Genomic DNA, 25,775 nt, shown 5'->3' on the forward strand with positions numbered 1-25,775 from the left:
ATACCCATCGCAACCTCCTCATCGAGTGTTGCGACGACCGATTGAATCCGCCCCCGGCCTTCCCTGCGCGATGGTTTTCACGCTTACTTCGCGCTCTCCTCGGTGCACCGGCTTTTGGCCACCGTCGCCCTTGGGATCATCATCACCCGCCGGCTTGGCATCAGCATCGGGATGCCGGGACCACGCGACTTCACGTCCGCGCCATGCCGTTCGTCCGCGCAAGCCAAGCCTACGCTGCGACATGTCGCGGCCACCGCCTCCCTGCCCCAACGTTCGTGACGATCGCGAAGCGCCCCTCGTGGCGAAGCAGGATGGAGGGAGTGAAGCACAATTTCCGATAAATGGAAAGATAATTATTTTTTACGGCAGGACTGGACAGGACAGATCAGCTTGGGCGGACTGATGAAATTGGCTGTTCGAACATAAGATCTGCACCGCCCGAGCCGCTGCCCCTCACCCCAGCCCTCTCCCCGTGAAGAACGGGGAGAGGGAGCGCACCGTCGCCGCGGCGATGGCTCCTTTGGTAAAGCGCGCGGAAGATCAATTGAGCCCAGCCCCTTCCACGTCGTCATGGCCGGGCTTGTCCCGGCCATCCACGTCCGTCAGCAAGCGCGGACGACAACATGGATGCCCGGGCCTTTGCTACACCGAAGCGGCTTCGGCCGCCGTTGGCAAGCGGCGCACGAGAGCTCAAATCGAGACACCCTCGGCCGCTCGCTGTGGCACAAGCTCCGGCGCGGGATCTGGCGGCCGCGTGTCCAGCTCCTCGATCATGCCGCGCGCGATCTCGCGTTCGCCCATGATGACCATGTCGGCGCCGAGCGATTTGAGATGCTCGACCTCGGCGTCGGAATGCGCGCGGGCCACGATGTGCAGCGCGGGGTTGGCGGCGCGGGCCTGCTCGACGATCTGGCCGGCCTCGAACGCCTCGGGGATGGCGATGACGAGCGCATGCGCCGCCGATGGATTGGTCGCGCGCAGCACGTTGCTGCGCGCCGCATTGCCGGTGATGGTCTCGATGCCGGCGTCCTTCAGCTGCTTGAGGATATCCTCGGAGGTCTCCACCGCCACGAACGCATGGCCGCGCTGCTGCAGCGCCTCGCCGACGAGACGGCCGACACGGCCATAACCGACGACGATGGTGTGCTCGGTCAGCCCGGTCACCGGGATCTCGGCTGGTTTCGGCGCGGCCGGCGTCGCCGGATCGGCGCGTCGGCGCTCCAGCCGCGGCAGCAGCCAGTCGAGGGCGGCGAACATCAGCGGGTTGAGCATGATCGAGATGATCGCGCCGGCCAGGATCAGGTCGCGGCCGGCTTTCGGCAGCAGGTTGGTGGCGCCGCCGATCTCGGCGAGGATGAAGGAGAACTCGCCAATCTGCGCCAGGCTTGCGGAAATCGTCAGCGCGGTCGAGACCGGATGGCGGAAGGCGACCACGATCAGGAACGCGGCGAGCGACTTGCCGAACAGGATGATGAAGAGCGTCGCGAGCAGCGGCCAGGGCTCGCGGATGATGCTGGCGGGATCGAACAGCATGCCGGCGGAGACGAAGAACAGCACCGCGAAGGCATCGCGCAGCGGCAGCGATTCCTGCGCGGCGCGCTGGCTCAGCGGCGACTCGCCGAGCATCATGCCGGCGAAGAACGCGCCGAGCGCCAGCGACACGCCGAACAGTTTCGTCGAGCCGAAAGCGACGCCGAGCGCGATCGCCAGCACCGCCAGGCGAAACAGCTCGCGCGAGCCGGTGTGGGCGACATAGTGCAGGATCCACGGGATCAGGCGGCGTCCGACCACGAGCATCACGGCCATGAACACGCCGATCTTGGCGAAGGTCAGCAGCAGCACGCCGGTCAGCCCGAGGCCGAAGCGGGCGGCGAGCGGATCGGCGGCGGCGACGTCGCCATTGCCATTCTGCAGGCTGGCGAAGGCCGGGATCAGCACCAGCGCCAGGACCATCGCGAGGTCCTCGACGATCAGCCAGCCGACCGCGATGCGGCCGCGCTCGGTGTCCATCAGCCGCCGCTCCTGCAAGGCGCGCAGCAGCACCACGGTGCTGGCGACGGACAGCGCGAGACCAAAGACGAGGCCGCCGCCGATCGACCAGCCCATGGCCCAGCTCAGCGCCATGCCCATCAGGGTCGCCACCGTGATCTGCACGACCGCGCCGGGCACGGCGATGGCCCGCACCGACATCAGGTCCTTGAGCGAGAAATGCAGGCCGACACCGAACATCAAGAGGATGATGCCGAGCTCGGCGAGCTCCGTGGCCAGCGCCTGGTCGGCGACGAAGCCGGGCGTGAACGGACCTACGGCAACGCCGGCGAGAAGATAGCCGACCAGCGGCGGGAACCGGAACCGCTGCGCGAGCGCTCCGAAGACGAAGGCCAATCCGAGGCCGGCGACAATGGTCGCAATGAGGGGTGTGTCGTGCGGCATCTGAACTTATTGCACGGCAGGCCGGATGATGCACCGCGACCAATTGTGGCAGAGTTCCCTTACGCGGATGGGGATGATGGGCGGTTGCCTGTCAAAATCGGTGGTGAAGCGCGGGATCCGTTCCGTATGATCCGACACGAGCCATCACGGGGTGCCCTGTCCCAATGCCCGCCGATCTCGTCCAGACGTTTCGTGCCTTTGCCTACAACAATGCGTGGGCCAATCACCGGCTGCTCGCCGCCTGCGGCCAGCTCAGCGCCGACGACTTCGCCGCCGAGCGCACCGGCTTCTTTCCGAGCCTGCAGAAGACACTCAATCACATCTACATCATCGATTTGTTCTACGTCGACGCGATGGAGGGCGGCTGGCTCGGCCCGATGGCATGGCAGAACGAGGTGCCGTTCCCGCGTCTCTCCGATCTCGTCAAGGCGCAGGGCGCGATGGACCGCCGCCTGATCGGCTTCTGCGAGGCGCTGACGCCGGCTCGGCTCGATGAGACCGTGCGCATCAACCGCGAGACACGGGTGCAGAACGAACGCTGCGATCGCCTGCTGCTGCATCTGTTCCAGCACGACATCCACCACCGCGGCCAGGCGCATGCGATGCTGTCAGCAACGTCCGTGAAGCCGCCGCAGCTGGATGAGTTCTTTCCAGCTGATGATGCCGGCTTGCGGGCGAAGGATTTCGCTGAGCTCGGCTTCAGCGAGGAAAAGGTGTGGCGGAGCTGACGGTGCCGTAGGGTGGGCAAAGGCGCTGCCGTGCCCTCTCCTCATACGAGATTGCAGGGGCGCCGTGCCCACCGTCTCGCATCCGAACACGCCTCCCGACGGTGGGCACGCTGCCGCCTTCGGCGGCCGCTTTGCCCACCCTACGGCGCTTCGCCTTTGGCCCATATCTCACGCGGTAGCCGGTACATCACCTGCCGGCGCAGCGGGCTGTCCGGCTCGACGCGCGGATGATCGAAATCGGACGCCTCATCCCTGATCATGCCGAGCTTGCACATGACATTCTGCGACGCCTGGTTGGCCGGCGCGGCATAGGCGATGATCTCGTCGAGACCGAGCTGACCGAAGCCGAAAGCGAGCGAGGCGCGCGCCGCCTCCGTCGCAATCCCCTGCCCCCAGGCCGCGCGCGCCAGCCGCCAGCCGATCTCGACCGCCGGCGTGAACGGGGCATCGAAGAAGACGCGGAACAGACCGGTGGCGCCGAGAAAGGTGCCGGTGGCGCGGTCCTCGACCACCCAGAAGCCGAAGCCGTGCTCGGCAAAATGCTTGATCTGGAAGTCGATCCATTGATCGCAGGCCTGCCGCGTCGGCAGCGCGCGCAAGTATCGCATCACCGCGGGATCGGCCGACATGTCGGCAAACGGCGCACGATCTTCGTCGCGCCATTCGCGCAGGGTGAGGCGCTCGGTCTGGATGATCATGACAGCATCAAACGGTCCGGCAGATACGAGCGCTGCAGCTGAGCGGAAGGCCCTTGCGGGGCACCGTCATTGCGAGGAGCCAACGGGTCCGCGCAAAGCGTGGCCCGATGACAAGCTCAGCGACGCAATCCAGAGTCGCGCACGCGGCCCTGGATTGCGTCGCTGCGCTCGCAATGACGGAAGATAGAGCTTGGACTACTTCGCCGGCTCCAGGATCGACACGTAGTTGGCGACTGCGGCGCCGCCCATGTTGAAGATGCCGCCGAGCTTGGCGTTGGGGAGCTGCATGCCTTCCGGCGCTGACCCGGTGAGCTGCATGGCGGTCATCACGTGCATGGAGACGCCGGTGGCGCCGATCGGGTGGCCCTTGGCCTTGAGGCCGCCGGACGGATTGACCGGCAGCTTGCCGTCCTTGAGCGTCCAGCCTTCCTTGATGGCGCGGGCGCCCTGCCCGCGCGGGGTCAGGCCCATCGCCTCGTACTCGATCAGCTCGGCGACGGTGAAGCAGTCATGGGTCTCGACGAAGGAGAGATCGGACAGCGTGACGCCCGCCTTCTCCAGCGCGCGCTGCCAGGCGACCGTGCAGCCTTCGAAGGCCAGGATGTCGCGCTTGGACATCGGCAGGAAGTCCTGCGCATGCGCGGTCGCACGGACGTTCACCGCCTTGGCGAACGACTTCGCGGTCTCGCTGTCGGCCAGCACTAGGGCGGCGGCGCCGTCGGACACCAGCGAGCAGTCGGTGCGCTTCAGGGGGCCGGCGACGTAGGGGTTCTTCTCGCTCTCGGAGCGGCAGAACTCGAAGCCGAAATCCTTGCGCATCTGCGCATAGGGATTGGCGACGCCGTTCTTGTGGTTCTTGGCCGCGATCAGCGCCAGCGCGTCGGACTGGTCGCCGTACTTCTGGAAATAGCCCTGGGCGATCTTGCCGAAGACGCCGGCGAAGCCGCCGACGGTGTCGCCATCCTCCGGCAGGTAGGACGCCTTCAGGAGGTTCTTGCCGATCTCCGGGCCCGGCGTCCGCGTCATCTGCTCGACGCCGACGACGAGCACGATCTTCGCGGCACCGGCCGCGATGGCGCGGATGCCCTGGTGGACGGCGGCGGAGCCGGTAGCGCAGGCGTTCTCGACGCGGGTCGCCGGCTTGAAGCGCAGCGCCGGATCGGCCTGCAGCACCAGCGAGGCGGTGAAGTCCTGCGGTGAGAAGCCCGCGTTGAAATGACCGAGCACGATCTCGTCGACATCGCCGGCCGAGATTCCGGCGTCGGCGAGCGCCTCATTGGCGACCTTGACGACGAGGCTCTCGACGGTCTCGGCGTCGAACTTTCCAAACGGCGTGTGTGCCCATCCGACGATGCTGGCGGTCATGCTGTCTCTCCCGAATGTCTCGCTGCCCTCAAATGGCGCGTTGCGCCATGCGAGTCCAGAGGCTGGTGGCGGTCTCAGGCGACGAACTTGCCGCCGAGCTCATCCTCGATGTGAATCCGGATGATGTCGTCGAAGGTCTTTTCCTCGGTGGTGAAACCGAGTTCGCGGGCCCGCTTGGCCTCGAACGTCCGCGGCCAGCCGGCGACGATGCCGATGATGAAGGGATCCGGCTCCCGCTTGATGCGGTTGGCGACGGCGTCGCCGGCGACGCGGCGGAGCGCGGCGATCTGCTCGCCGACGGTGGCCGTCAGGCCGGGCATGGTCAGGTTCCGGCGCGGCCCGATCCTGGCGGTATCCATGGTCGCGGCATGCAGCAGGAAGCCGACCGCCGAGCGCGGCGTGGCGTGCCAGTGCTGGACGTCCTCGGACACCGGCAGCACGGCCTCCTTGCCGGCCAGCGGCTCGCGCAGGATGTTGGAGAAGAAGCCGGAGGCGGCCTTGTTCGGCGCGCCGGGACGGATGCAGATGGTCGGCAGGCGGATGCCGACGCCGTCGAAGAAGCCGCGGCGGCTGTAATCGGCCAGCAGCAGCTCGCCGATCGCCTTCTGGGTGCCGTAGCTGAGCAGCGGCGCATTGACGAACTCGTCGCCGATCGCGTCGGGGAACGGCGCGCCGAACACCGCGATCGACGAGGTGAAGACCAAGCGCGGCTTGTAGCCGTCGCCGATCAGCCTGACGGCGTCGAACAGCATCCGCGTGCCGTCGAGATTGATGCGGTAACCCTTGTCGAAATCGAGCTCGGCCTCGCCGGAGACGATCGCGGCGAGATGGAAGATGACGTCGGGACGCGGAGCGACAAGCTTCTCGGCAAAGCCGGGGACGGCGAAGTCGCCGGCGATGGTCTCGACGGCAATGCTGGTATCGGGCTTCGCCGGCGCGACGATGTCCTGCAGCGTCATGCGGGAGATGGCGGTGTCGCCGAGGCGGCCGTCGCGGACCAGCCGCTCCACCAGCTTGCGCCCGACCATGCCGGCGGCGCCGAGAACGAGAATATGCAAGGGGATGCTCCTTGTTTCTTATTGTTTCCCGCGGCCGCGATGATTATCGACGCGCTGCGGTGCTCATGACTGCGCCCTCTCCCCTTGTGGGAGAGGGCTACACTGTCGGTTCCGCATACTCGCTTGGGTGAGGGGTTGGTCCCACACGCACCGCCGTTGCGGAGAGAGACCCCTCACCCGGCGGCGCGCTTCGCGCGCCACCACCCTCTCCCACCCTGGCGAAGCTTTCGCTTCGCCTTGGGGGAGAGGGTACACCGCCGTTGGGGCAACATCGAAATCAATCAAACGCCCGCCCTACTCCTTCACCGCGCCGGTCATGGCGGACACATAATGCTCGACGAAGAAGGCGTAAAGGATCACGAGCGGCAGCGAGCCGACCAGGGCGCCGGCCATCAGCGATCCCCATTTGTAGATGTCGCCGTCGACGAACTCGTTGACGATCGCGACCGGCACCGTCTTGTTGGGCGTCGACTGCAGGAAGGTCAGCGCGTAGATGAACTCGTTCCAGCACAGGGTGAACGAGAAGATGAAGGCCGAGATCAGGCCGGGGATTGCCAGGGGCACCACGATCTTGACCAGGATCTGCCAGCGGCTGGCGCCGTCGATCAGGGCGCACTCCTCAAGCTCGAACGGGATGGTCTTGAAGTAGCCCATCAGCAGCCAGGTCGAGAACGGGATGAGCAAGGTCGGATAGACCAGGATCAGCGACAACGGCGAGTCGAACAGGCCGTAGGCCTGGATCACCGAGGCCAGCGGAATGAACAGGATCGACGGCGGCACGAGGTAGGCGAAGAAGATCAGCACGCCCACGGTGTCCGCGCCCTTGAAGCGCAGGCGCACGATCGCGTAGGCCGCGAGCACCGAGGCGAAGATCGACAGCGTGGTGGCGCCGACCGCGACATACATCGTGTTCCACAGCCAGCGCGGATACTGCGTCTCGAACAACAGCTTCGAGATATGCTTGAAGGTCGGATGCACCACCCAGAACGGGTTGTACTTCTCCATGTCGATCAGCTGCTCGTCGGGTTTGATCGACGTCAGGCCCATCCAATAGAACGGGAACAGCAGCACCAGGAGAATGATCCCGAGCGGCAGGTAGAGCGTGATCAGGCGCCGCGGCAGCGACTCCAGATAGCTCATGCCCTCGGAATCGTCGCCGGCGGCGAGCGCCGCGGCGGTCTTGGTCGCATTGGATTGCGTCTTGGGCGGCAGCGCGGTGTCGGTCATTGGTCGGATCCTTGCTGCCATTTGCGACGTTGCATGCCGAACCAGGAGATCGCGATCGCCGCCATCAGGAACGGGATCATCGCGGTCGCAATCGCGGCGCCCTCGCCGAGACGGCCCGAAATGATGCCGCGCTGGTAGCTGAGCGTCGCCATCAGGTGCGTGGCATTGACCGGGCCGCCGCGGGTCAGCGCCCAGATCAACTGGAAGTCGGTGAAGGTGAACAGCACCGAGAAGGTCATGACGACCGCGATGATCGGGGTCAGCAGCGGATAGGTGATGAAGCGGAAGCGCTGCCAGCTGGTGGCGCCGTCGAGCGTCGCGGCCTCATAGAGCGAGGGCGACACGGTCTGCAGGCCGGCCAAGAGCGTGATGGCGACGAACGGTACGCCGCGCCAGATGTTGGCGATGATCACCGAGGCGCGCGCCCAGGAGGTGTCGCCGAGGAAGTTGATGTTCTGGGTGATCAGGCCGAGCTTGATCAGCGACCAGGAGATGATCGAGAACTGCGCGTCGTAGATCCACCAGAACGCGATCGCCGACAGCACCGTCGGCACGATGAAGGGGATCAGCACGATGGCGCGGATCATGGCCTTGAAAGGCATGTGCCGGTTCAGAAGCAGCGCCAGATAAAGCCCGATCGCAAATTTGATGGCGGACGCCACGATCGTGTAGAGCAGCGTGTTGAACACCGACAGCCAGAAGATCGAATCGTCCCACAGCCATTCGTAGTTCTCGACGCCGACGAAGACGCCGGCGCGGCCGATCTTCTCGTCGGTGAAGCTCATCCAGACGCCCAAGCCCAGCGGATAGGCCAGGAACAGGATCAGGAACGCCGCGGCCGGCAGCATGAACCACAGCGCGATGACGTTGCGGTTGGTCTTCAGCCGTGTCCAGGCCGATGGCTCGCCGATGGCGGCGCCCGGGGGCAACGAGGTCTGAATGGTACTCATTCTTCGTGCAGCTCCCTTCGAAGCCTGTGATGGGCTGCGCAGCGGCCCAACGGCGTTCGGGACGGATCAACGTCAATTCCGTCATTGCGAGCGAAGCGAAGCAATCCAGGGCCAAGCAAGAAGTCTGGATTGCTTCGTCGCCTTCGGCTCCTCGCAATGACGGCCGTGAGTAAGCCGTAGGGTGGGCAAAAGGCCTCGGCGCGATGCGTGCAGCGCGCTGAGGTCCGTGCCCACCATCCGGTGGTTCGACGAAGTCGGTGGGCACGGCGCGGGAAAGATCTCGGATCTCTCACTTCGCTCTCGGCGCGCCTTTGCCCACCCTACGCGGTGAACCTCGCCTCAGCGGAAGATGCGCTTGGCGGAGCGCTCGGCGCTCGCCATCGCGGTCTTCACGTCCTCGCGGCCGGTGCAGTAGTTCGCGAACATGTCGACCAGGACGAAGTCGGCGATCGCGGCCGCGGCCGCCTCGCCGAGCTTGCCGAGGCCGGCCGGCGTCGTCGCCGTCGCCGCGACGTCGCGGTACGGCGTGTTCTTCGGATCGGCAGTCCAGATCGGGTTGGCGTCGTACCCCTTGAGGAAGTGCGAGAGATAGCCCTGCGCCGCCTCGATCCACGGGTTGAACTGCTCCGGCTCCAGCATGAAGGCGGTGAACGCCTTGCAGGTCTGCGGGTACTTGGAGAAGTTGAACACCAGGATCGGGAAGCCGAGATGCATCTCGCGGGTCTTGCCGTCCAAGCCAGCCGGCAGATGCGCGTGGTTCATGTCCTCGGCGATCTGCGGCGCTTCCTTCTTGGCGGTGACGTAGATCGAGATGCCGTTGACGGTGGTGTAGAGCTGGCCGGCCAGGAACGCCTTGTTGTTCGAGGAGTCGTTCCACGACGCGGTGCCGGGCACGAAATTGTCGTACAGGCCCTTGACGTATTCGAGCGCCTTGGCGGTCTCCGGCGAGTTGATGACGACCTTGTTGTCCTTGTCGATCAAATTGCCGCCATGCGCCCACAGCGCCCAGTGCACCCAGCCATTGGCGTCGCCGGAGGCGTGGCCGAGCGCCATGCCGCCGGGCGTGCCGTTCTTGTTCATGGCCTTGAAGAACTCGGACATGCCGGCGAGGTCCTTCGGGAACTCCTTGAAGCCGGCCTTCTCGGCAGCAGCGACGCGGTAGTTGATCAGGCCGCCGGTGGCCGCCACCGGGATGCCGATCCACTTGCCGTCGAGCATGCCGTAGGCCTTGCCGGAGTCGGTCCAGCCGCCGCACTTCTTGCCGAGGTAATCGGCGACGTCGGTCATGTCGACGCATTTGTTGGAGAACAGGAAGGGCAGCGTGTAGAGGCCCCACACCATGTCGAGCCCCTGCCCGGTGTTGGCCGCGACCGAGGCCTTGGGCTGAACGTCGTCATAGGATTCGTTGGAGATGTTGATGGTGACGTTGTTGGCCTTCTGGAAGGCGTCGACGATCTTCATGAAGGCCACGTCCTCGGCCTCGACGAAGCGCTTCCAGCGCATCATGTTGACCTTGGCGCCGGGCTCCGGCTTCCAAGGCGAGGTCTGCGCCCAGGCCTTGGCGTAGCCGAGCAGTTCGTCGGCCGACATCGTGGCTGCCGCCGCCAGCAACGTCGCGCCACCCTTGAGCAGAGACCGTCGATCCGCGAGGAATTTTGTCATCTGAAGTTTTCTCCCGTTGAATATTGCTTGTTTTGCTTATTGCCGATTTTTCGGTCGTTTAGTTCTTCTTCGTTCGGCGCCGTGCGGCCGGATCAAAGTCTCCGGCCACTATCCTTATCGAACAGATGCGCCGCCGACGCGCGCGGACGCAGATGGATCTTTGCCCCGGGAACGACCTCGTGGCGATCGCGAAACACCGCGATGATGTCCTGGGTGCCGATGCGGGCGACGATCTGGGTCTCCGACCCCGTCGGCTCGACCACGATTACCTCGGCCTCGATGCCGTCGTCAGCCAGTTCGAGATGCTCCGGCCTGACACCGTAGACGACGGGGCGGCCGTCGGAGGCCGCCGGCGCGGTCAGCAGCGGCAGCTTGGCGCCGTTGTCGGTCTCGACATAGACCGAGCCATTCGACTTCAGATGGCCGTTGAGGAAGTTCATGGCCGGCGAGCCGATGAAGCCGGCGACGAACTGATTGTCCGGCTTGTCATAGAGATCGAGCGGCGAGCCCATCTGCTCGACGATGCCGTCATGCATCACGACGATCTTGTCGGCCATGGTCATGGCCTCGATCTGGTCGTGGGTCACGTAGACGGTCGTGGTCTTGAGCCGCTGATGCAGCTCCTTGATCTCGGTCCGCATCGCCACGCGCAGCTTGGCGTCGAGGTTCGACAGCGGCTCGTCGAACAGGAACACCTGGGGATCGCGCACGATCGCGCGGCCCATGGCGACACGCTGGCGCTGACCGCCGGAGAGCTGGCGCGGATAGCGATCCAGCAGCGGCGTCAGTGCCAGGATCTCGGCGGCGCGCGCCACGCCCTTCTTGATGTCCTCGGGCCGCGCGCCACGCAGCTTCAGCGAGAAGCCCATGTTATCGGCGACGGTCATGTGCGGATACAGCGCGTAGTTCTGGAACACCATCGCGATGTCGCGCTCTTTCGGCTGCACGTTGTTGACGACGCGCTCGCCGATCGAGATGGTTCCGGAGGTGATGTTCTCGAGCCCTGCCAGCATGCGCAGCAGCGTCGACTTGCCGCAGCCGGACGGACCGACCAGCACGACGAACTCGCCATCCTCGATCGGAATGGTCACGCCGTGCAGGACCTCGAATCCGCCGAACGATTTGCGCACGTCGCGAATTTGCACCGACGACATCAATTTCCTCCTCAAAGACCGACTGCATTGGCTGCAGACCGGCGGCATTCTGACCGTTGTTCGCGGCTGTTTGCTTGGACCGCTTATCGTTGTGTAGTCTTCTAAGTGTAGTCTTTTTAAGCGTAGTCTTTTGATCCGTTCGGGCTGCGCGGACGGACCGTCAGCTCGGGACGCATTGTCGGCAGTTTAGTTCTCTTTCGCAATGCTTCGCTTAGCAACCGCGTGATAGCGCTGTCAATATCGCTTGTGTACCAGACCGCCTATGCTATGAGCGACGGATGGGACGGAAACGCATCACGCCGGGCAAAGTGCGGCTGACGGAAGTTGCTGCCTTGGCGGGCGTCAGCCCGATCACGGTGTCACGCTTCTTCCGCAATCCCGACACCGTCTCGGCGGGCCGCCGGCTGCGCATCGAGAGCGCCGCCAAGGATCTCGGCTACGTCCCCAACCTCGCCGCACGCGCGCTGGCATCGCAGCGCACCGAAGTGATCGGCGTGCTGATACCGTCACTCACCAACAACGTCTTTTCCGACGTGCTGCGCGGCATCTATGATGCCTTCGAAGGCAGCCGCTACAGCATCCAGCTGGCGAACACGCGCTACAGCGTCCTGCAGGAGGAACGCCTGCTGCGGCTGTTCCTGATGCAGAAGCCGGCCGGGCTGATCGTAACAGGCGTTGACCAGACCGCGGAAGGCCGCGCCATCACGCAGGCGGCCGACTGCCCTGTCGTGCAGATCATGGAGCTCGGCCCCGATCCGATCGACATGATGATCGGCTTTTCGCACGTCGATGCCTGTTATACGGCCATTTCTCACCTTCTCGCGCAGGGCTGCCGGCGCATCGGCTTCCTCGGCGCGCGCATGGACCCAAGGGTGCAGCGGCGCCTGCAGGGCTACCAGAACGCGATGAAGAATGCCGGTTTGTTCGACCCGCGACTGATCGTCACGACCGCCGTGCCGACCTCGACGACCATGGGCGGCAATCTGTTTTCGGACCTGATGCTGAAGGCGCCGGACATCGATGCGGTGTTCTGCGCCAATGACGATCTCGCGCTCGGCGTGCTGTTCGAATGCCAGCGTCGCCACATCGCCGTGCCCGAGCAGCTCGCGATCGTCGGCTTCAACGACATGGAGTTCATGGCCGCGGCGGTTCCGACGCTGACCAGCGTCCGCACCAATCGCTATGAGATGGGCCTGCGCGCGGCGACGATGATCATGGACGAGATCGAAGGGCGCCCCGTGACCGAGCGCGTCGTCGATCTCGGCTTCGAGGTCATGGAGCGCCAGAGCTCGACGATGCAACGTTCCGCGACAGCGCGGCCGGCGCAGGCCGATCGTGCCTCAGGAACAAAATGGTAGCGCAACCAAATCCGCTGATCTAGAACCACGCTGACGACGACTTGAACGAAAGACTCGAACGAAAGACTTGAACGAAAAGCGTGGGCGAATTCGACACCGGCCCATCGAACTCAGGCGCCTTGTTTCGCGCACGTCCTGAACCGACCGGCTCGCCACGTTCGCACTGCGGGAGGAAGCACATGACAAAATCCAACGGACATGCCGGCAACGGCGCTGACAAGAGCCGCAGGCTGCGCTCGCAGGAGTGGTTCAACGATCCCCACAATCCGGGCATGACTGCGCTCTATCTGGAGCGTTATCTGAACTTCGGCCTCACCCGCGCCGAGCTGCAATCGGGCAAGCCGATCATCGGCATTGCTCAGACCGGCAACGATCTGTCGCCGTGCAACCGCCACCATCTCGAACTGGCGCATCGCGTTCGCGAGGGCATCCGCGAGGCCGGCGGTATCGCGATGGAGTTTCCGACCCATCCGATCCAGGAGACCGGCAAGCGGCCGACCGCGGCCTTGGATCGCAACCTCGCTTATCTCGGCCTTGTGGAAATCCTGTTCGGCTATCCGCTCGATGGCGTCGTGTTGACCACCGGCTGCGACAAGACCACGCCCGCCTGCCTGATGGCGGCCGCGACCGTGAACATCCCCGCGATCGTGCTGTCGGGCGGACCGATGCTCAACGGCTGGCACGAGGGCCAGCGCACCGGCTCCGGCACGGTGGTTTGGAAGTCGCGCGAGCGGCTCGCCGCAGGCGAGATCGACTACGAGGAGTTCATGCAGATCGTCGCGTCGTCGGCGCCGTCGGTCGGGCATTGCAACACCATGGGCACGGCGTCGACCATGAACGCGCTGGCGGAATCGCTCGGCATGTCCCTGCCCGGTTGCGCCGCCATTCCGGCGCCGTATCGCGAGCGCGGCCAGATCGCCTATGAGACCGGCAAGCGCATCGTCGACATGGTGTGGGAGGATCTGAAGCCGTCGGACATCCTCACCCGCAAGGCGTTCGAGAACTGCATCGTCGCGAACTCCGCGATCGGCGGCTCGACCAACGCGCCGATCCACATCAACGCGCTGGCGCGCCATGTCGGTGTCGAGCTGGATATCGACGACTGGCAGAAGGTCGGCCACGACGTGCCGCTGCTGGTCAACATGCAGCCGGCCGGGTTCTATCTGGGCGAGGAATTCCACCGCGCCGGCGGCGTGCCGGCCGTGATCGGCGAATTGATGCGGCACAAGCGCATCCACGAGGACGTCATCACCGTCAACGGCCGCAGCATGGGCGACAATTGCCGCGCCGCGCCGAAGCCCGACAATGACGTGATCTGGTCCTACGACAAGCCGCTGGTGAAGGACGCCGGCTTCCTGGTGCTGCGCGGCAACCTGTTCGACTCCGCGATCATGAAGACGAGCGTGATCTCCAAGGAATTCCGCGACCGCTATCTCGTCAATCCGAAGGATCCGAACGCGTTCGAGGGCCGCGCCATCGTGTTCGAGGGGCCTGAGGACTATCACGACCGGATCGACGATGCGTCGCTCGAGATCGACGAGCACTGCGTGCTGTTCATCCGCGGCGCCGGCCCGATCGGCTATCCCGGCGGCGCCGAGGTCGTGAACATGCAGCCGCCGGCGGCGCTGATTAAACGCGGCATCCTGTCCCTGCCCTGCATCGGCGACGGCCGCCAGTCCGGCACCTCGGGATCGCCCTCGATCCTCAACGCCTCGCCGGAAGCGGCGGCCGATGGCGGGCTTGCGATCCTCAAGACCGGCGACAAGGTGCGCATCGACCTCAACAAGGGCTCGGCCAACATCCTGATCTCCGACGAGGAGCTGGCGAAGCGCCGCGCCGAGCTGAAGGCCAAGGGGGGCTTCCCGCACCCGGCCAACCAGACGCCGTGGCAGGAGCTCTATCGCAACACCGTCGGCCAGCAGGCCACCGGCGCCTGCATGGAGCTCGCGACGCGGTACCAGAACATTGCCGGCACTGTCGGCGTGGCCAGGCATAATCACTAGACACGTCCGGCAAAGCCAGCCACCGTCATTGCGAGGAGCCCCCGGGTCTCGCCTCCGGCGAGCCCGAGGGCAGGCTCCGCGACGAAGCAATCCAGAGCGGCGCACGCAGCCCTGGATTGCTTCCGCCTTCACTCTGCGAGCTACGGCGGACGCGTCGCGGCGCTCGCAATGACGACATAAACAACGAGCATCCAGGGAGACCCCATGTCCGACCGCCTCAAGGGCAAGCGCGCCTTTGTCACCGCCGCCGCTGCCGGCATCGGCCGCGCCTGCGCTGTTGCTTTCGCGCGGCAAGGCGCAACCGTATTCGCCACCGACATCGACGAGAAGGGCCTGGCCAGCCTGAAGAGCGAGGGTATCGCCGAGGTCGCAACGCTCGACGTGCGAAACACCGCCGCGGTCAATGCCATGGCCGAGCGGGTCGGCAAGGTCGAGATCCTGCTCAATGCCGCGGGCTTCGTGCACAACGGCACCATCCTCGACTGCTCGGATGATGACTTCGATTTCTCCTTCGACCTCAACGTGAAGTCGATGCACCGCACCATTCGCGCCTTCCTGCCGAAGATGCTGGCCGAGAACGGCGGCGCCATCGTCAACATCGCCTCCGCTGCCGGCGTGTTCAAGGCAGCGCCGAACCGCTACGTCTATGCGGCGACGAAAGCGGCCGTTGCGGCGCTGACCCGCTCGGTTGCAGCCGATTTCGTGGGCAAGAAGATCCGCTGCAATTGCATCTGCCCGGGCACGATCGAGACACCGTCGCTGCTCGGACGCGCGGCGGCCGCCGGGCCGAACGGGCTCGAGATGTTCATCTCGCGCCAGCCGATGGGCCGGCTCGGCACCGCCGAGGAGATCGCGCATCTCGCCGTTTACCTGGCCAGCGACGAGAGCGCGTTCACCACCGGCGTCGCGCATACGATCGACGGCGGCTGGACGTTGTAGCTTCCCCTCATCCTGAGGAGCCGCGCAGCGGCGTCTCGAAGGATGAGGCCCCAGCGGTGGCCTCATGGTTCGAGACGCGCTGCGCGCTCCTCACCATGAGGAGCGAAAGACGGGAGTCTCAATTATGAACCACATCGACCTCACCAACCGCTGCGCTGTCGTCACCGGCGGCGCGCAAGGCTTTGGCCGTGCGATCGCCGAGCGCTTCAAGGCATCGGGCGCCAAGGTGGCGATCTGGGATCACGACATTGCGCTCGCCGAGAAGACCGCACGGGAGATCGGCCCCGAGGTGCTGGCGCTGAAGGTCGACGTCACCGACACCACGGCCGTCGAAGGCGCGCGCGATGCGACCTTGGCGGCGTTCGGCACCATCGACATCCTGGTCAACAATGCCGGGATCGCGGGCATCAACAAGACGGTGTGGGAGACCGATCTCGAGGAATGGCGCAAGGTGCTGCGCATCAATCTCGACGGTCCCTTCATCTGCGCCAAGGCGATCGTGCCGGTGATGCTGAGGCAGGGCTACGGCCGCATCGTCAACATCGCATCCATCGCCGGCAAGGAAGGCAATCCGAACGCCGCGCACTACTCCGCCTCGAAGGCCGGCCTGATCGCGCTGACCAAGTCGCTGGGCAAGGAGCTGGCGCAGCACAACATCACTGTGAACGCGGTCACGCCGGCCGCGGCGAAGACCGCGATCTTCGACCAGATGACGGACGCGCATATCAACTTCATGCTGTCGAAGATCCCCAAGGGCCGCTTCGTGCTCGTCGAGGAGCTCGCCGCGCTGGTGTCGTGGCTCGCGTCGGAGGAATGCTCGTTCTCGACCGGCGCCGTGTTCGACATCTCCGGCGGCCGCGCGACCTATTAGCTAGATGAGAACCGTAGGGTGGGCCAAGGCGCGGCCCTGCCCTCTCCTGACGCCGGATCACGGTGGCGCCGGGTCCACCGTCCCACCGAACGACATGCCGCCCAATGGTGGGGACGCGCCGCCTGACGGCGACGCAGGACCGCTGAATTTCAGCCGCTAGGCAGCGCCGGGTTTCGGCTGGTGCGCGGCCTCGGCCTTGGCGACGAAGCCCTTGGCGAGCGCGTGGTAGAGCCCCTCCTCGCAGATCACACGCGAGGTGCCGTAGGCGATCAGCGAGGCCATCATGAGCGGCACCACCATGGCGTGGTTGTCGGTCATCTCGGTGACGATGACGAAGGCGGTGATCGGCGCCTGCACCACGCCGGCGAAATACGCGACCATGCCGAGCAGCATGATCGGCGCCAGCGGCGTGCTCTGGAACAGGCTCGCGACATTGGCGCCGATGCCGGCGCCGACCGCGAGCGACGGAGCGAAGATGCCGCCGGGCATGCCGCTGATCGCAGCGAAGGTGGTGGCGAGGAATTTCAGCACGCCGAAATCGGCCGGCAGCGGCGTGCCGGTCTCCAGCGCCGCCTTCACCTGCGCGTAGCCGGTGCCATACACCATGTCCCCCGAGGCGAGGCCGCACAGCGCCACCGCCAGCCCGCAGGCGAGTGCGAACGGCAAGGGCTGACTCTTGATCGCACGGCCGGCGGCCCCGGGCAACCCGCGCGCCATGGTGATCAGGATTCGGCTGAACAGCCCGCCAGCGGCGCCGCCGATGACGCCACAGATCGGCACCGCCAGCCAGTCGATGCCCTTGCCGAGCGCGATCGGCGTCGTGCCGAAATAGGCGTAGTTGCCCATCAGCGCGAGCGAGGTCAGGCCGGCCGCGATGACGGTGGCGATGACGAGGCTCGAGGTGCGCGTCTCGAAGGCGCGGCTCATCTCCTCGATGCCGAACACGATGCCCGCCAGCGGCGTGTTGAACGCGGCGGCGACGCCGGCCGCAGCGCCGGCCAGGATCAGGCCCGGTTGCCGGCGCGGCGACAGCCGGCCGAGCGCGAACATGATGGAGGCGCCGACCTGCACCGTGGGGCCCTCGCGGCCGACCGAGCCGCCGCACAACAGGCCGAGCAAGGTCAGCAGCACCTTGCCGATGGCGATGCGGATCGAGACCAGCGGGCTGCGCGCGCTCGTGTCGGTGAGGTGCCGGGCGGCGATCGCCTGCGGGATGCCGCTGCCTTGCGCGTTGGGGAAGAAGCGCCGGGTCAGATAGACCGACAGCGCAAAGCCGGCCGGCGTGACGATCAGCGAGGCATAGCGCGATTGCGACAGCAGCCAGTTGAAGGCGAGCTGGGCCTCGTCGGCGAGCTTGGCCAGCGCCACCGCCGCGGCGCCGACCACGAGACCGCCGGCCACGAACAGCACCCGCCGCTGCCAGCGCGCCGAGGTCAGCTTCAGCCAGCGCTTGCGGCGGGGAGTGATCTTCAACAGCGGGGGGCGGCGGGCCGGGTTTTACGCGGGTGCAGCCCCCTCGACAAAAACCAACCGCCGGTCCAGCGCCTTCCAGCGCTCACCGAGCGCTTCGGCATATTCGGGCGACGCATACCATTCGCGCAGCCGCGCCATCGATGGGAACTCGACGATGATCAGCGTCTTCGCCGGCGGCCCGCCCTCGACCGCCTCGGCCGGACCGCCGCGGACCAGATAGCGGCCGCCATACTGCGCGATCGAGCGCGCCGCGAGATCGCGGTAGCGCTCCATCGCTTCGGGCTCACGAACCTCGATCTCGGAGATGACGTAGGCCGCCATGGCGGGCCTCAGGCGATGGTGTCGATGATGCCGCCCTCGGCGCGCAGCGCGGCGCCGTTGGTGGCGGAGGCCTGCGGAGAACAGGCGTAGACGACCAGGTTGGCGATCTCGTCGACGCTGGCGAAGCGCTGCAGCAGCGAAGCCGGCCGGTGCTGCTTGACGAAGGACGATGCCGCCTCCTCCTCCGACTGGCCGTTCTGACGCGCCAGATCCTTGACGAAGGTCTCGACGCCCTCCGACATCGTCGGTCCCGGCAGCACCGCGTTGACGGTGACGCCGGTGCCGCGCGTGAGTTTGGCGAGGCCGCGCGAGACCGCGAGCTGGGCCGTCTTGGTCATGCCGTAATGGATCATCTCGGTCGGAATGTTCAGCGCCGATTCCGAGGAGATGAAGACGATGCGGCCCCAGTTGCGCACGAGCATTCCCTGCATGTAGGCGCGCGCCATGCGCACGCCGGACATCACGTTGACCTCGAAGAAGCGGCTCCAGTCCTCGTCGGGAATCTCGAAGAAGTCCTTCGGCTCGAAGATGCCGGCATTGTTGACGAGGATGTCGACCTCCGGCAGCGCGGTGACGATGGCGTTGCCGCCGTCGACCTGGGCGACATCGCCGGCGACGCCGCGCAGCCTGTCGGACGGGACCGCCTGCTTCAGCCGGGTGACGGCGTCATCGACGCGCTCCTGGCTGCGGCCGTTGATGACGACCTCCGCACCGGACGCAGCCAGTCCCCTGGCGATGGCAAAGCCGATGCCGGCGGTGGAGCCGGTGACGAGGGCAGTCTTGCCCGTGAGGTCGATGTGCATGAGCAGCTCTCCGTTGTGCTGGGGAGACGGATGTGGGGCGTCGCGGCGCCGACGCCCAACGCGCTGCACGCAGAGCTGATCCTCGATCCGCCGCCAGGGGCGGCAGTCGCGATGAGACGGCGGACCCGAGAGATCGCCTATTTCACCGTCCATGGTGCAGCGCGTCATGAATTCACAACATCCGCACGGTATCTGCGTAGGAAAACCTGCCCTACCGCCCCTCCCCCCGGCACCTTCGACGTGAGAGGAATGCAGCACTCCGTCCTCCCTGAGCGCCCGTCGCGCGCGATCCTGACGTCCCGATGGCTCCGATGGCTGCGTCCCAGCCTGACCACGCAGATCGCCGCGCTGGGCACCCTCGGGGTCGTGATCGTCGGCACGTTGTGCCTCGGTGGGCTGGAACACGCGACGCGGGTCCAGCGCATCGCCGACGAGGGCATGCGATTCCGGCTGGAGATCGCCTCGCTGTCCGACGGCTTCCTCGAAACCCAGCAGCTTGCGGCCCGCTTCCTGCGGACTCATGACGAGGGCCTGATCGCCAAACATGCGGAGCGGGTCGCGGAGGAGCTGCGCGCGCTCGATGCGGTGGAAGCCTACGCGGCCACGGCCGACGGCGATCCGATCGGACAGATCGGCGCGCTGCGCAGCGGCATCAATCTCTACGCTACGCGCTTCCAGAACATCGTGGGCGCCCAGCGCATCCTCGGCTTTCGCGACGGCGAGGGCCTGCTCGGCAAGCTGCAGACCGCCGCCCGGCCATTCGAGGCACGGCTCACCGGCCTCGACGAGCCCCGGCTGACGCTCGCGATGCTGACGATGCGCCGGCTGGAGACGGAGTTCCTGCTGCGCGCAGAGGACAAGCTCAGCGACCAGTTCGACGAGCGCGAGAGCGAGTTCGAGACCGCGCTCGGCCGGTCCGCCCTTGCGCCGGCGGCCAGATCCGAGCTGCTGGCGCTGGCGCGGGCCTACAAGCAGGCCTTTGCCGGCGTCGCGGTGTCCCGGCAGGCGCTCGACGAGCAGGTCGAGGACCTCGAGCAGATCTTCGACCGGATGCGCCCGGCGCTGGTCCAGGCGGCGGCCGCGGCGCAGCTGCGCGGCCAGGCGGCGGAGCAGCGCGCCACCGAGGTCCGCAAGCTGCTGACCGGGATCACGGCGGCGACAGTGCTGGCGCTGGCCCTGGTCGCGATCCTGTTCGGACGGCGCGTGGCGCGGCTGATCCGCAGCATGAGCGCGGCGATGCATGCGCTCGCGGCAGGACGGCTCGACGTGGTGCTGCCCGAGCTCGGGCGCAGCGACGAGATCGGGGCGATGGCGCAGGCGGTGGAGACGTTCAAGCTCAAGGCCGGCGAGCGCGCCGCGGCCGAGCTCGAGGCCCGGCGCGAGGAGGACCGTCGCGCGGCGGAGCGCCACCGGACCGAGATGGCGCGGCTGGCTGCGTCGTTCGAGGCCACTGCGGGCCTTGTGATCGCTTCGGTGTCGTCGGCGTCGGAGGAGCTCACACTGTCGGCCCATGGCCTCACCGAGACGGCGCGCCATACCCAGTCGCTGTCGGCCGCGGTGTCCGCCGCCTCACAGGAGGCCTCGCTCAACGTTCAGCGGGTAGCGGCGGCGACGGAGCAGATGACGGCCTCGGCCAGCGAGATCGGGCGCCAGGTCGACGCGACAGCCGTGATCGCGCGCGATGCCGTGCTGCAGGCCCGCCAGACCGACAACCGGATGGCGCAGCTGGCCGCCGCCGCCGAGCGCATCGGCAACGTCGTGCAGCTGATCGCAACCATCGCCCAGCAGACCAACCTGCTGGCGCTGAATGCAACGATCGAGGCCGCGCGGGCCGGCGAAGCCGGCGCCGGATTTGCCGTCGTCGCCCAGGAGGTCAAGATTCTGGCCAAGCAGACCGCCGACGCCACCGAGGAGATCCGCGAGCAGATCGCCGGCATCCAGACCGCGACCCGTGACTCGGTCGGGGCGATCGGCGCCATCGTCGACATCATCGGGCGGATCTCGCAGATCGCGTCCCACGTCGCCATTGCGATCGACGGTCAGAGCCACGCCACCCGCGACATCGCCCGCAACATCCAGGGTGCCTCCGAGCGCACCGCCCAGGTCGCCCACAGCATCGGCGAGGTCACGCAAGGCGCCTCGCGGACCGGCGAGGCCTCGTCACAAGTGCTGAGCGCCGCGCAGCTGCTGACCGACGGCAACACCCGCCTCCGCCAGGAGCTCGACGCGTTTGTCCGGACGATCCGAGCAGGGTAATAGCCGATGTCGCACCGGATGAGCGAAAGCGCCATCCCGGTTCATGGGCCGCCCTTCAGCTTGTGGTCCCCGTCAGGACCGCGACCTTGCACCGGCCTTTCAGCAGCTCCTCGAAGTCGAGGGCGAAGCGGTCGAGGATCGCGTATTCGGTCAGGAAGCGGATCGAGGCGATGTTCTGCAGATCGGCATCGGGCGTGCTCTGAACGCCGGTGGCCAGATCGGCATGCACCAGCAAGTGTCCGCGAAAATCGAAAGGCTTGACGATGATCCGGACGAGGCATTGCGCGAGCCCGCCCTGGCGGTCGAAGTACCCGCCTTCGATCATCGGCGGCTGGTCCCACGACAGCGGATAGGAGCGCAGCCCCTTGACGAAATCATCCAGGTCGCGGCCGAACCACGCCTCGCCGCGCCCGGCAAACGCGCCGGCCCTGGCCGTGGCGATGATCTTGCCGGTGCCGTCCTGATCCGGCTCGTAGGCGATGTGCAGCTCTGCGGTGCTCATGCGCGGCGCTCCGGGTGTCGCATCGTATTGTAAGCAAAGCGGCCGCCGAAGGCGGCAGCGTACCCACCGTCGATCGGCGAATTCGGGAGTTAGACCGTGGGCACGGCGCCGCTCCGAGCGCGCGTGAGGAACAAGCGCAGGAGCGCCTTTGCCCACCCCTACAAGCGGCCCTCAAAACAAAAACGGCGCCCGAGGGCGCCGTTCCGTAAACCGTCCATCGGAGCGCGGCTTACGCGGCTTCCGAGGTCTCCTGCACCGGGCCCGAATCCTGGCCCTTGGCATCGACGTCGCGATCGACGAACTCGATCACGGCCATCGCGGCGTTGTCGCCGTAGCGGAAGCCGGCCTTGATGATGCGGGTGTAGCCGCCGTTGCGGTCCTTGTAGCGGGGCGCCAGCACGTCGAACAGCTTCTTGACCTGGTCGACGTCGCGCATCTCGGCGATCGCCTGGCGGCGCAGCGCGAGGCCGCCCTTCTTGCCGAGGGTGACGAGCTTCTCGACGATCGGCCGGAGCTCCTTGGCCTTGGGCAGCGTGGTGACGATCTGCTCGTGCTTGATCAGCGCGGCGCACATGTTGGCGAACATCGCCTTGCGATGCTCGGCGGTGCGGTTGAGCTTCCGATGAACCTTGCCGTGACGCATTGTGTTAGTCCTTCATTTCAATCTGCCGCGACGGTTCGTCGGACATGTTGCTCAGGTGGGCTGCCTGCGTTCGCCCGGTGGAGGTGGTCATTCCGGGGCGATGCGCAGCATCGAACCCGGAATCTCGAGATTCCGGGTCCGGTCCTACGGACCGTCCCGGAATGACGAATGCTCAGTAGTGATCCTCGAAGCGCTTGGCCAGCTCGTCGATGTTCTCCGGCGGCCAGCCGGGCACTTCCATGCCGAGATGCAGACCCATCTGGGCCAGCACTTCCTTGATCTCGTTCAGCGACTTGCGGCCGAAGTTCGGGGTGCGCAGCATCTCCGCTTCCGACTTCTGCACGAGGTCGCCGATGTAGACGATGTTGTCGTTCTTCAGGCAGTTCGCCGAACGCACCGACAGCTCGAGCTCGTCCACCTTCTTGAGGAAGGCCGGGTTGAAGGCGAGGTCCGGGATGATCTCCTGGGCGACTTCCTTGCGCGGCTCTTCGAAGTTGACGAAAACGTTGAGCTGATCCTGCAGGATGCGCGCGGCATAGGCCACCGCGTCCTCCGGCGAGATCGCGCCGTTGGTCTCGATCGTCATGGTCAGCTTGTCGTAGTCGAGGATCTGGCCCTCGCGGGTGTTCTCGACCTTGTAGGAGACCTTGCGGACCGGCGAGAACAGGCTGTCGACCGGGATCAGGCCGATCGGCGCGTCCTCGGGACGGTTGCGATCGGCGGCGACGTAGCCCTTGCCGGTGGCGACCGTGAACTCCATGCGGATCTCAGCGCCCTCGTCCAGGGTGCAGAGCGGCAGGTCGGGGTTGAGCACGACGATGTCGCCGACGGTCTGGATGTCACCGGCGGTCACGGCACCCGGACCCTGCTTCTTCACGACCATGCGCTTCGGGCCTTCGCCCTGCATCTTGATCGCGATGTCCTTGATGTTCAGAACGATGTCGGTGACGTCCTCGCGGACACCGGCGATCGAGGAGAACTCGTGCAGCACGCCGTCGATGTGCACCGACTGCACGGCGGCGCCCTGCAGCGACGACAGCAGGATGCGGCGCAGTGCGTTGCCCAGCGTCTGGCCGAAGCCGCGCTCGAGCGGCTCGGCAACCACGGTGGCGAAACGGGTCGCGTCGGAGCCCGGCGTGACCTGGAGCTTGTTCGGCCGAATCAATTCTTGCCAATTCTTCTGGATCGTCACTGTTTCACCCATGGGCCAGTCCGTAGGGTCGACTGACTGGCGTTGGAGAACCGCGCATCGGATCGCGGCAATCGAAATGGTTCAAAAGCAAGACGAGGCGGACATGCTGCCCGCCTCCTTCAGATCAGACGCGACGACGCTTGCGCGGACGGCAACCATTGTGCGGGATCGTCGTCACATCGCGGATCGAGGTGACGGTGAAGCCCGCGGCCTGCAGCGCGCGCAGCGCCGACTCACGTCCGGAACCCGGACCGGCCACCTCGACCTCGAGGGTGCGCATGCCGTGCTCCTGGGCCTTCTTGGACACGTCCTCCGCCGCAACCTGCGCGGCATACGGGGTCGACTTGCGCGATCCCTTAAAACCCATCGTGCCCGCCGACGACCAGGCAATCGTGTTGCCCTGCGCGTCGGTGATGGTGATGGTGGTGTTGTTGAACGACGAATTCACATGGGCGACGCCGGAGGCGATGTTCTTGCGCTCACGACGGCGGACACGTGCGGCTTCCTTGGCCATATAAGTACCTTTCTCGAGATCTCAACGCCGCCGTAATGCCAGCGGCTACACCAAACGAGCGAATGGTAAATGGCGAATAGCGAGAAGGGCTTCCCCTACCCGCTATCCGCACATCTGCAATTCGCCAATTACTTCTTCTTGCCGGCGATCGCCTTGGCCGGACCCTTGCGCGTGCGCGCATTGGTGTGGGTGCGCTGGCCGCGCACCGGCAGGCCGCGGCGATGACGCAGGCCGCGATAGCAGCCGAGGTCCATCAGCCGCTTGATGTTGATGCCGGTCTCACGGCGGAGGTCGCCCTCGACGACGTAGTCGCGGTCGATGATTTCGCGGATCTGCAAGACTTCCTGGTCGCTCAGCTGGTTGACGCGGCGATCTTCCGCGATCTTCACCTTCTCCACGATCTCACCGGCGATCTTCGGGCCGATGCCATGGATGTACTGGAGCGCGATCAGGACGCGCTTGTTGGTCGGGATGTTGACACCGGCAATACGGGCCACGGACTTCTCTCCTGTCACCGATCCAAGGACGGACCGGCCTTCTCTGTCGCTATCTCGGGCAGGTGTCCGCAAACGCGAACAAGACGCCCACCCCTCGATTCCTGGGGGCCCGGCATCTTTGGAAAACTATCCGACTTGGATGCGGGCTTATTAATGGATTCACACGGCGGTCGTCAACCGCCCCTACAAGATTCGATCACCCCTTGGCGCGCTTTTTTGCTGCCTTTGCAGAGGTTTTCCGAGTTCCCCTGGTCGCCTTGGCGGCAGCCTTGGGCGCCTTCTTCGAAACCTTGGAGGCCTTCTTGGGGGCGGCCTTAGCTGCCTTTTTCCCAGTCTTGACCGCCTTTTTGGCTGTCTTGCCGGCCTTTTTCGCCGGAGCAGCCGCCTTCGAAGCCGTTTTGGCGGCCTTCTTGGCCGATTTCTTGGCTGATTTCGGCTGCGCCGTCTTGGCTGGAGTCTTCGAAGCCTTGGCACTGCGCTTGGCCGGGCTCGCCTTCTTGGCCGCCCGGCTGCCGGCCTTCCCGACCGCAGCCAGGATCCGGCCGATCTCCTCGGTGACCTCCTCGATCGGCATCATGCCGTCGACGGTCGCTAGCATCCGGTGGTCGGAATAATAGTGGATCAGCGGCTCGGTCTGGTCACGATAGCTGGCCAGGCGCTTGGTCAGCACCTCCGGCGTGTCATCCGCCCGGACAGCCTCGCCACGGGCGCGGGTCTCGGCGGCGCGGCGCTCGACGCGCTCCAGCAGAACGCCCTCGTTGACCCGGAGCTCGATCACGGCGTCGAGCTTCATCTGCTTCTGCTTGAGCAGTGCGTCCAGCGCTTCGGCCTGCGGGACGGTGCGCGGGAAGCCGTCGAGGATGAAGCCGTTGGCGGCGTCAGGCTGCTCGATTCGGTCGGCAATGATGCCGACCACGACCTCGTCGGGCACGAGCCCGCCGGCCGCCATGATGTCCTTGGCCTTCAGCCCGATCGGGGTCTGCGCGGCGACCGCGGCGCGCAGCATGTCGCCGGTCGACAGCTGAACGATGCCGTGACGCTGCACCAGGCGCTGCGCCTGCGTTCCCTTGCCCGAACCGGGCGGTCCCAGAAGAATCAGTCTCATTGAATGTCCCGCCCCCCGGCACA

23 protein-coding genes are annotated in these 25,775 nt (G+C 66.0%); 6 read left to right on the top strand and 17 right to left on the bottom strand.

Annotation, left to right across the window (positions count from 1 at the left end; genetic code table 11):
• Nucleotides 1–690: 690 nt before the first annotated feature.
• The gene (ybaL, locus tag NLR35_RS10775) at nucleotides 691–2,433 is read right to left on the bottom strand and encodes a YbaL family putative K(+) efflux transporter (RefSeq protein ID WP_257166546.1); all 1,743 of its coding nucleotides are present in this window, start codon (nucleotides 2,431–2,433) and stop codon (nucleotides 691–693) included.
• 164 nt (nucleotides 2,434–2,597) lie between these two features.
• Between ybaL and NLR35_RS10780 the strand changes: the two genes are divergently transcribed.
• The gene (locus NLR35_RS10780) at nucleotides 2,598–3,161 is read left to right on the top strand and encodes a DinB family protein (RefSeq protein ID WP_257166547.1); all 564 of its coding nucleotides are present in this window, start codon (nucleotides 2,598–2,600) and stop codon (nucleotides 3,159–3,161) included.
• Nucleotides 3,162–3,301: 140 nt separating this feature from the next.
• Here the strand turns inward: NLR35_RS10780 and NLR35_RS10785 are convergent, their stop codons facing one another.
• From NLR35_RS10785 to NLR35_RS10815, 7 genes are all read right to left on the bottom strand, one after another.
• A complete protein-coding gene (locus NLR35_RS10785; protein ID WP_257166548.1) occupies nucleotides 3,302–3,859 on the bottom strand; it encodes a GNAT family N-acetyltransferase in 558 nt (185 codons plus the stop codon).
• Nucleotides 3,860–4,054: 195 nt separating this feature from the next.
• Entirely contained in the window at nucleotides 4,055–5,224 is a 1,170-nt protein-coding gene (locus tag NLR35_RS10790) for an acetyl-CoA acetyltransferase (RefSeq protein WP_257166549.1), read from the bottom strand.
• A 74-nt stretch (nucleotides 5,225–5,298) separates the two neighbouring features.
• The gene (gene denD / locus NLR35_RS10795) at nucleotides 5,299–6,282 is read right to left on the bottom strand and encodes a D-erythronate dehydrogenase (protein WP_257166550.1); all 984 of its coding nucleotides are present in this window, start codon (nucleotides 6,280–6,282) and stop codon (nucleotides 5,299–5,301) included.
• 294 nt (nucleotides 6,283–6,576) lie between these two features.
• Nucleotides 6,577–7,509, bottom strand: a complete 933-nt coding sequence (locus NLR35_RS10800; RefSeq protein ID WP_257166551.1) for a carbohydrate ABC transporter permease — start codon at nucleotides 7,507–7,509, stop codon at nucleotides 6,577–6,579.
• Nucleotides 7,506–8,459, bottom strand: coding sequence for a carbohydrate ABC transporter permease (locus tag NLR35_RS10805; RefSeq protein ID WP_257166552.1), 954 nt, complete (start codon nucleotides 8,457–8,459; stop codon nucleotides 7,506–7,508). The genes NLR35_RS10800 and NLR35_RS10805 overlap by 4 nt, the downstream gene beginning before the upstream one ends.
• A gap of 339 nt (nucleotides 8,460–8,798) precedes the next feature.
• On the bottom strand, nucleotides 8,799–10,121 hold the full coding sequence (locus NLR35_RS10810; protein WP_257166553.1) for an ABC transporter substrate-binding protein: 1,323 nt from the start codon (nucleotides 10,119–10,121) through the stop codon (nucleotides 8,799–8,801).
• 92 nt (nucleotides 10,122–10,213) lie between these two features.
• Entirely contained in the window at nucleotides 10,214–11,275 is a 1,062-nt protein-coding gene (locus NLR35_RS10815) for an ABC transporter ATP-binding protein (protein WP_257166554.1), read from the bottom strand.
• A 278-nt stretch (nucleotides 11,276–11,553) separates the two neighbouring features.
• On the opposite strand from NLR35_RS10815, the gene NLR35_RS10820 reads away from it, so the two are divergent.
• From NLR35_RS10820 to NLR35_RS10835, 4 genes are all read left to right on the top strand, one after another.
• Nucleotides 11,554–12,633 (top strand): LacI family DNA-binding transcriptional regulator, encoded by a 1,080-nt coding sequence (locus NLR35_RS10820; protein ID WP_257166555.1) that lies wholly within the window; start codon nucleotides 11,554–11,556, stop codon nucleotides 12,631–12,633.
• Nucleotides 12,634–12,812: 179 nt separating this feature from the next.
• Complete coding sequence (locus NLR35_RS10825; protein WP_257166556.1) at nucleotides 12,813–14,636, top strand: IlvD/Edd family dehydratase; 1,824 nt, start codon at nucleotides 12,813–12,815, stop codon at nucleotides 14,634–14,636.
• Between the two features lie 204 nt (nucleotides 14,637–14,840).
• The gene (locus NLR35_RS10830; RefSeq protein WP_257166557.1) at nucleotides 14,841–15,575 is read left to right on the top strand and encodes an SDR family oxidoreductase; all 735 of its coding nucleotides are present in this window, start codon (nucleotides 14,841–14,843) and stop codon (nucleotides 15,573–15,575) included.
• 124 nt (nucleotides 15,576–15,699) lie between these two features.
• Nucleotides 15,700–16,446 (top strand): SDR family NAD(P)-dependent oxidoreductase, encoded by a 747-nt coding sequence (locus NLR35_RS10835; RefSeq protein ID WP_257166558.1) that lies wholly within the window; start codon nucleotides 15,700–15,702, stop codon nucleotides 16,444–16,446.
• A 156-nt stretch (nucleotides 16,447–16,602) separates the two neighbouring features.
• On the opposite strand, the gene NLR35_RS10840 is transcribed toward NLR35_RS10835, so the two are convergent.
• The 3 genes from NLR35_RS10840 to NLR35_RS10850 are packed head-to-tail and all read right to left on the bottom strand — an operon-like array spanning nucleotide 16,603 to nucleotide 19,043.
• Nucleotides 16,603–17,922, bottom strand: coding sequence for a chloride channel protein (locus NLR35_RS10840; RefSeq protein WP_257166847.1), 1,320 nt, complete (start codon nucleotides 17,920–17,922; stop codon nucleotides 16,603–16,605).
• Nucleotides 17,923–17,943: 21 nt separating this feature from the next.
• Nucleotides 17,944–18,240: a DUF1330 domain-containing protein gene (locus NLR35_RS10845; RefSeq protein WP_257166559.1), complete on the bottom strand. Its 297-nt coding sequence runs from the start codon at nucleotides 18,238–18,240 to the stop codon at nucleotides 17,944–17,946.
• Nucleotides 18,241–18,248: 8 nt separating this feature from the next.
• Complete coding sequence (locus NLR35_RS10850) at nucleotides 18,249–19,043, bottom strand: SDR family NAD(P)-dependent oxidoreductase (RefSeq protein WP_257166560.1); 795 nt, start codon at nucleotides 19,041–19,043, stop codon at nucleotides 18,249–18,251.
• Nucleotides 19,044–19,292: 249 nt separating this feature from the next.
• Here NLR35_RS10850 and NLR35_RS10855 point away from each other — a divergent pair, with 249 nt between their 5' ends.
• Nucleotides 19,293–21,299, top strand: a complete 2,007-nt coding sequence (locus NLR35_RS10855; protein ID WP_257166561.1) for a methyl-accepting chemotaxis protein — start codon at nucleotides 19,293–19,295, stop codon at nucleotides 21,297–21,299.
• A gap of 55 nt (nucleotides 21,300–21,354) precedes the next feature.
• Here NLR35_RS10855 and NLR35_RS10860 read toward each other — a convergent pair whose 3' ends face one another.
• From NLR35_RS10860 to NLR35_RS10885, 6 genes are all read right to left on the bottom strand, one after another.
• Nucleotides 21,355–21,801 carry a hypothetical protein gene (locus tag NLR35_RS10860; protein WP_257166562.1) on the bottom strand — a complete coding sequence of 149 codons (447 nt, stop codon included), beginning with the start codon at nucleotides 21,799–21,801 and terminating at the stop codon, nucleotides 21,355–21,357.
• Between the two features lie 229 nt (nucleotides 21,802–22,030).
• Nucleotides 22,031–22,444 carry a 50S ribosomal protein L17 gene (gene rplQ, locus NLR35_RS10865; RefSeq protein ID WP_006611863.1) on the bottom strand — a complete coding sequence of 138 codons (414 nt, stop codon included), beginning with the start codon at nucleotides 22,442–22,444 and terminating at the stop codon, nucleotides 22,031–22,033.
• 172 nt (nucleotides 22,445–22,616) lie between these two features.
• Nucleotides 22,617–23,648 carry a DNA-directed RNA polymerase subunit alpha gene (locus tag NLR35_RS10870; protein WP_006611862.1) on the bottom strand — a complete coding sequence of 344 codons (1,032 nt, stop codon included), beginning with the start codon at nucleotides 23,646–23,648 and terminating at the stop codon, nucleotides 22,617–22,619.
• Nucleotides 23,649–23,760: 112 nt separating this feature from the next.
• Nucleotides 23,761–24,150 (bottom strand): 30S ribosomal protein S11, encoded by a 390-nt coding sequence (gene rpsK / locus NLR35_RS10875; protein WP_006611861.1) that lies wholly within the window; start codon nucleotides 24,148–24,150, stop codon nucleotides 23,761–23,763.
• Nucleotides 24,151–24,278: 128 nt separating this feature from the next.
• Nucleotides 24,279–24,647, bottom strand: coding sequence for a 30S ribosomal protein S13 (gene rpsM / locus NLR35_RS10880; RefSeq protein WP_006611860.1), 369 nt, complete (start codon nucleotides 24,645–24,647; stop codon nucleotides 24,279–24,281).
• A 196-nt stretch (nucleotides 24,648–24,843) separates the two neighbouring features.
• Nucleotides 24,844–25,752 carry an adenylate kinase gene (locus NLR35_RS10885; RefSeq protein WP_257166563.1) on the bottom strand — a complete coding sequence of 303 codons (909 nt, stop codon included), beginning with the start codon at nucleotides 25,750–25,752 and terminating at the stop codon, nucleotides 24,844–24,846.
• Nucleotides 25,753–25,775: the final 23 nt, after the last annotated feature.

This window comes from Bradyrhizobium sp. SRS-191, assembly GCF_024586915.1.
In the GTDB taxonomy this organism is placed as follows: Bacteria; Pseudomonadota; Alphaproteobacteria; order Rhizobiales; family Xanthobacteraceae; genus Bradyrhizobium.

What these genes read in the sequence shown, in the direction of transcription:
- ybaL (WP_257166546.1), bottom strand. Translation starts at nt 2,433, where the DNA reads ATGCCGCACGACACACCCCTCATTGCGACCATTGTCGCCGGCCTCGGA.
- NLR35_RS10780 (WP_257166547.1), top strand. Translation starts at nt 2,598, where the DNA reads ATGCCCGCCGATCTCGTCCAGACGTTTCGTGCCTTTGCCTACAACAAT.
- NLR35_RS10785 (WP_257166548.1), bottom strand. Translation starts at nt 3,859, where the DNA reads ATGATCATCCAGACCGAGCGCCTCACCCTGCGCGAATGGCGCGACGAA.
- NLR35_RS10790 (WP_257166549.1), bottom strand. Translation starts at nt 5,224, where the DNA reads ATGACCGCCAGCATCGTCGGATGGGCACACACGCCGTTTGGAAAGTTC.
- NLR35_RS10800 (WP_257166551.1), bottom strand. Translation starts at nt 7,509, where the DNA reads ATGACCGACACCGCGCTGCCGCCCAAGACGCAATCCAATGCGACCAAG.
- NLR35_RS10805 (WP_257166552.1), bottom strand. Translation starts at nt 8,459, where the DNA reads ATGAGTACCATTCAGACCTCGTTGCCCCCGGGCGCCGCCATCGGCGAG.
- NLR35_RS10810 (WP_257166553.1), bottom strand. Translation starts at nt 10,121, where the DNA reads ATGACAAAATTCCTCGCGGATCGACGGTCTCTGCTCAAGGGTGGCGCG.
- NLR35_RS10815 (WP_257166554.1), bottom strand. Translation starts at nt 11,275, where the DNA reads ATGTCGTCGGTGCAAATTCGCGACGTGCGCAAATCGTTCGGCGGATTC.
- NLR35_RS10820 (WP_257166555.1), top strand. Translation starts at nt 11,554, where the DNA reads ATGGGACGGAAACGCATCACGCCGGGCAAAGTGCGGCTGACGGAAGTT.
- NLR35_RS10825 (WP_257166556.1), top strand. Translation starts at nt 12,813, where the DNA reads ATGACAAAATCCAACGGACATGCCGGCAACGGCGCTGACAAGAGCCGC.
- NLR35_RS10830 (WP_257166557.1), top strand. Translation starts at nt 14,841, where the DNA reads ATGTCCGACCGCCTCAAGGGCAAGCGCGCCTTTGTCACCGCCGCCGCT.
- NLR35_RS10835 (WP_257166558.1), top strand. Translation starts at nt 15,700, where the DNA reads ATGAACCACATCGACCTCACCAACCGCTGCGCTGTCGTCACCGGCGGC.
- NLR35_RS10845 (WP_257166559.1), bottom strand. Translation starts at nt 18,240, where the DNA reads ATGGCGGCCTACGTCATCTCCGAGATCGAGGTTCGTGAGCCCGAAGCG.
- NLR35_RS10850 (WP_257166560.1), bottom strand. Translation starts at nt 19,043, where the DNA reads ATGCACATCGACCTCACGGGCAAGACTGCCCTCGTCACCGGCTCCACC.
- NLR35_RS10855 (WP_257166561.1), top strand. Translation starts at nt 19,293, where the DNA reads ATGCAGCACTCCGTCCTCCCTGAGCGCCCGTCGCGCGCGATCCTGACG.
- NLR35_RS10860 (WP_257166562.1), bottom strand. Translation starts at nt 21,801, where the DNA reads ATGAGCACCGCAGAGCTGCACATCGCCTACGAGCCGGATCAGGACGGC.
- rplQ (WP_006611863.1), bottom strand. Translation starts at nt 22,444, where the DNA reads ATGCGTCACGGCAAGGTTCATCGGAAGCTCAACCGCACCGCCGAGCAT.
- NLR35_RS10870 (WP_006611862.1), bottom strand. Translation starts at nt 23,648, where the DNA reads ATGGGTGAAACAGTGACGATCCAGAAGAATTGGCAAGAATTGATTCGG.
- rpsK (WP_006611861.1), bottom strand. Translation starts at nt 24,150, where the DNA reads ATGGCCAAGGAAGCCGCACGTGTCCGCCGTCGTGAGCGCAAGAACATC.
- NLR35_RS10885 (WP_257166563.1), bottom strand. Translation starts at nt 25,752, where the DNA reads ATGAGACTGATTCTTCTGGGACCGCCCGGTTCGGGCAAGGGAACGCAG.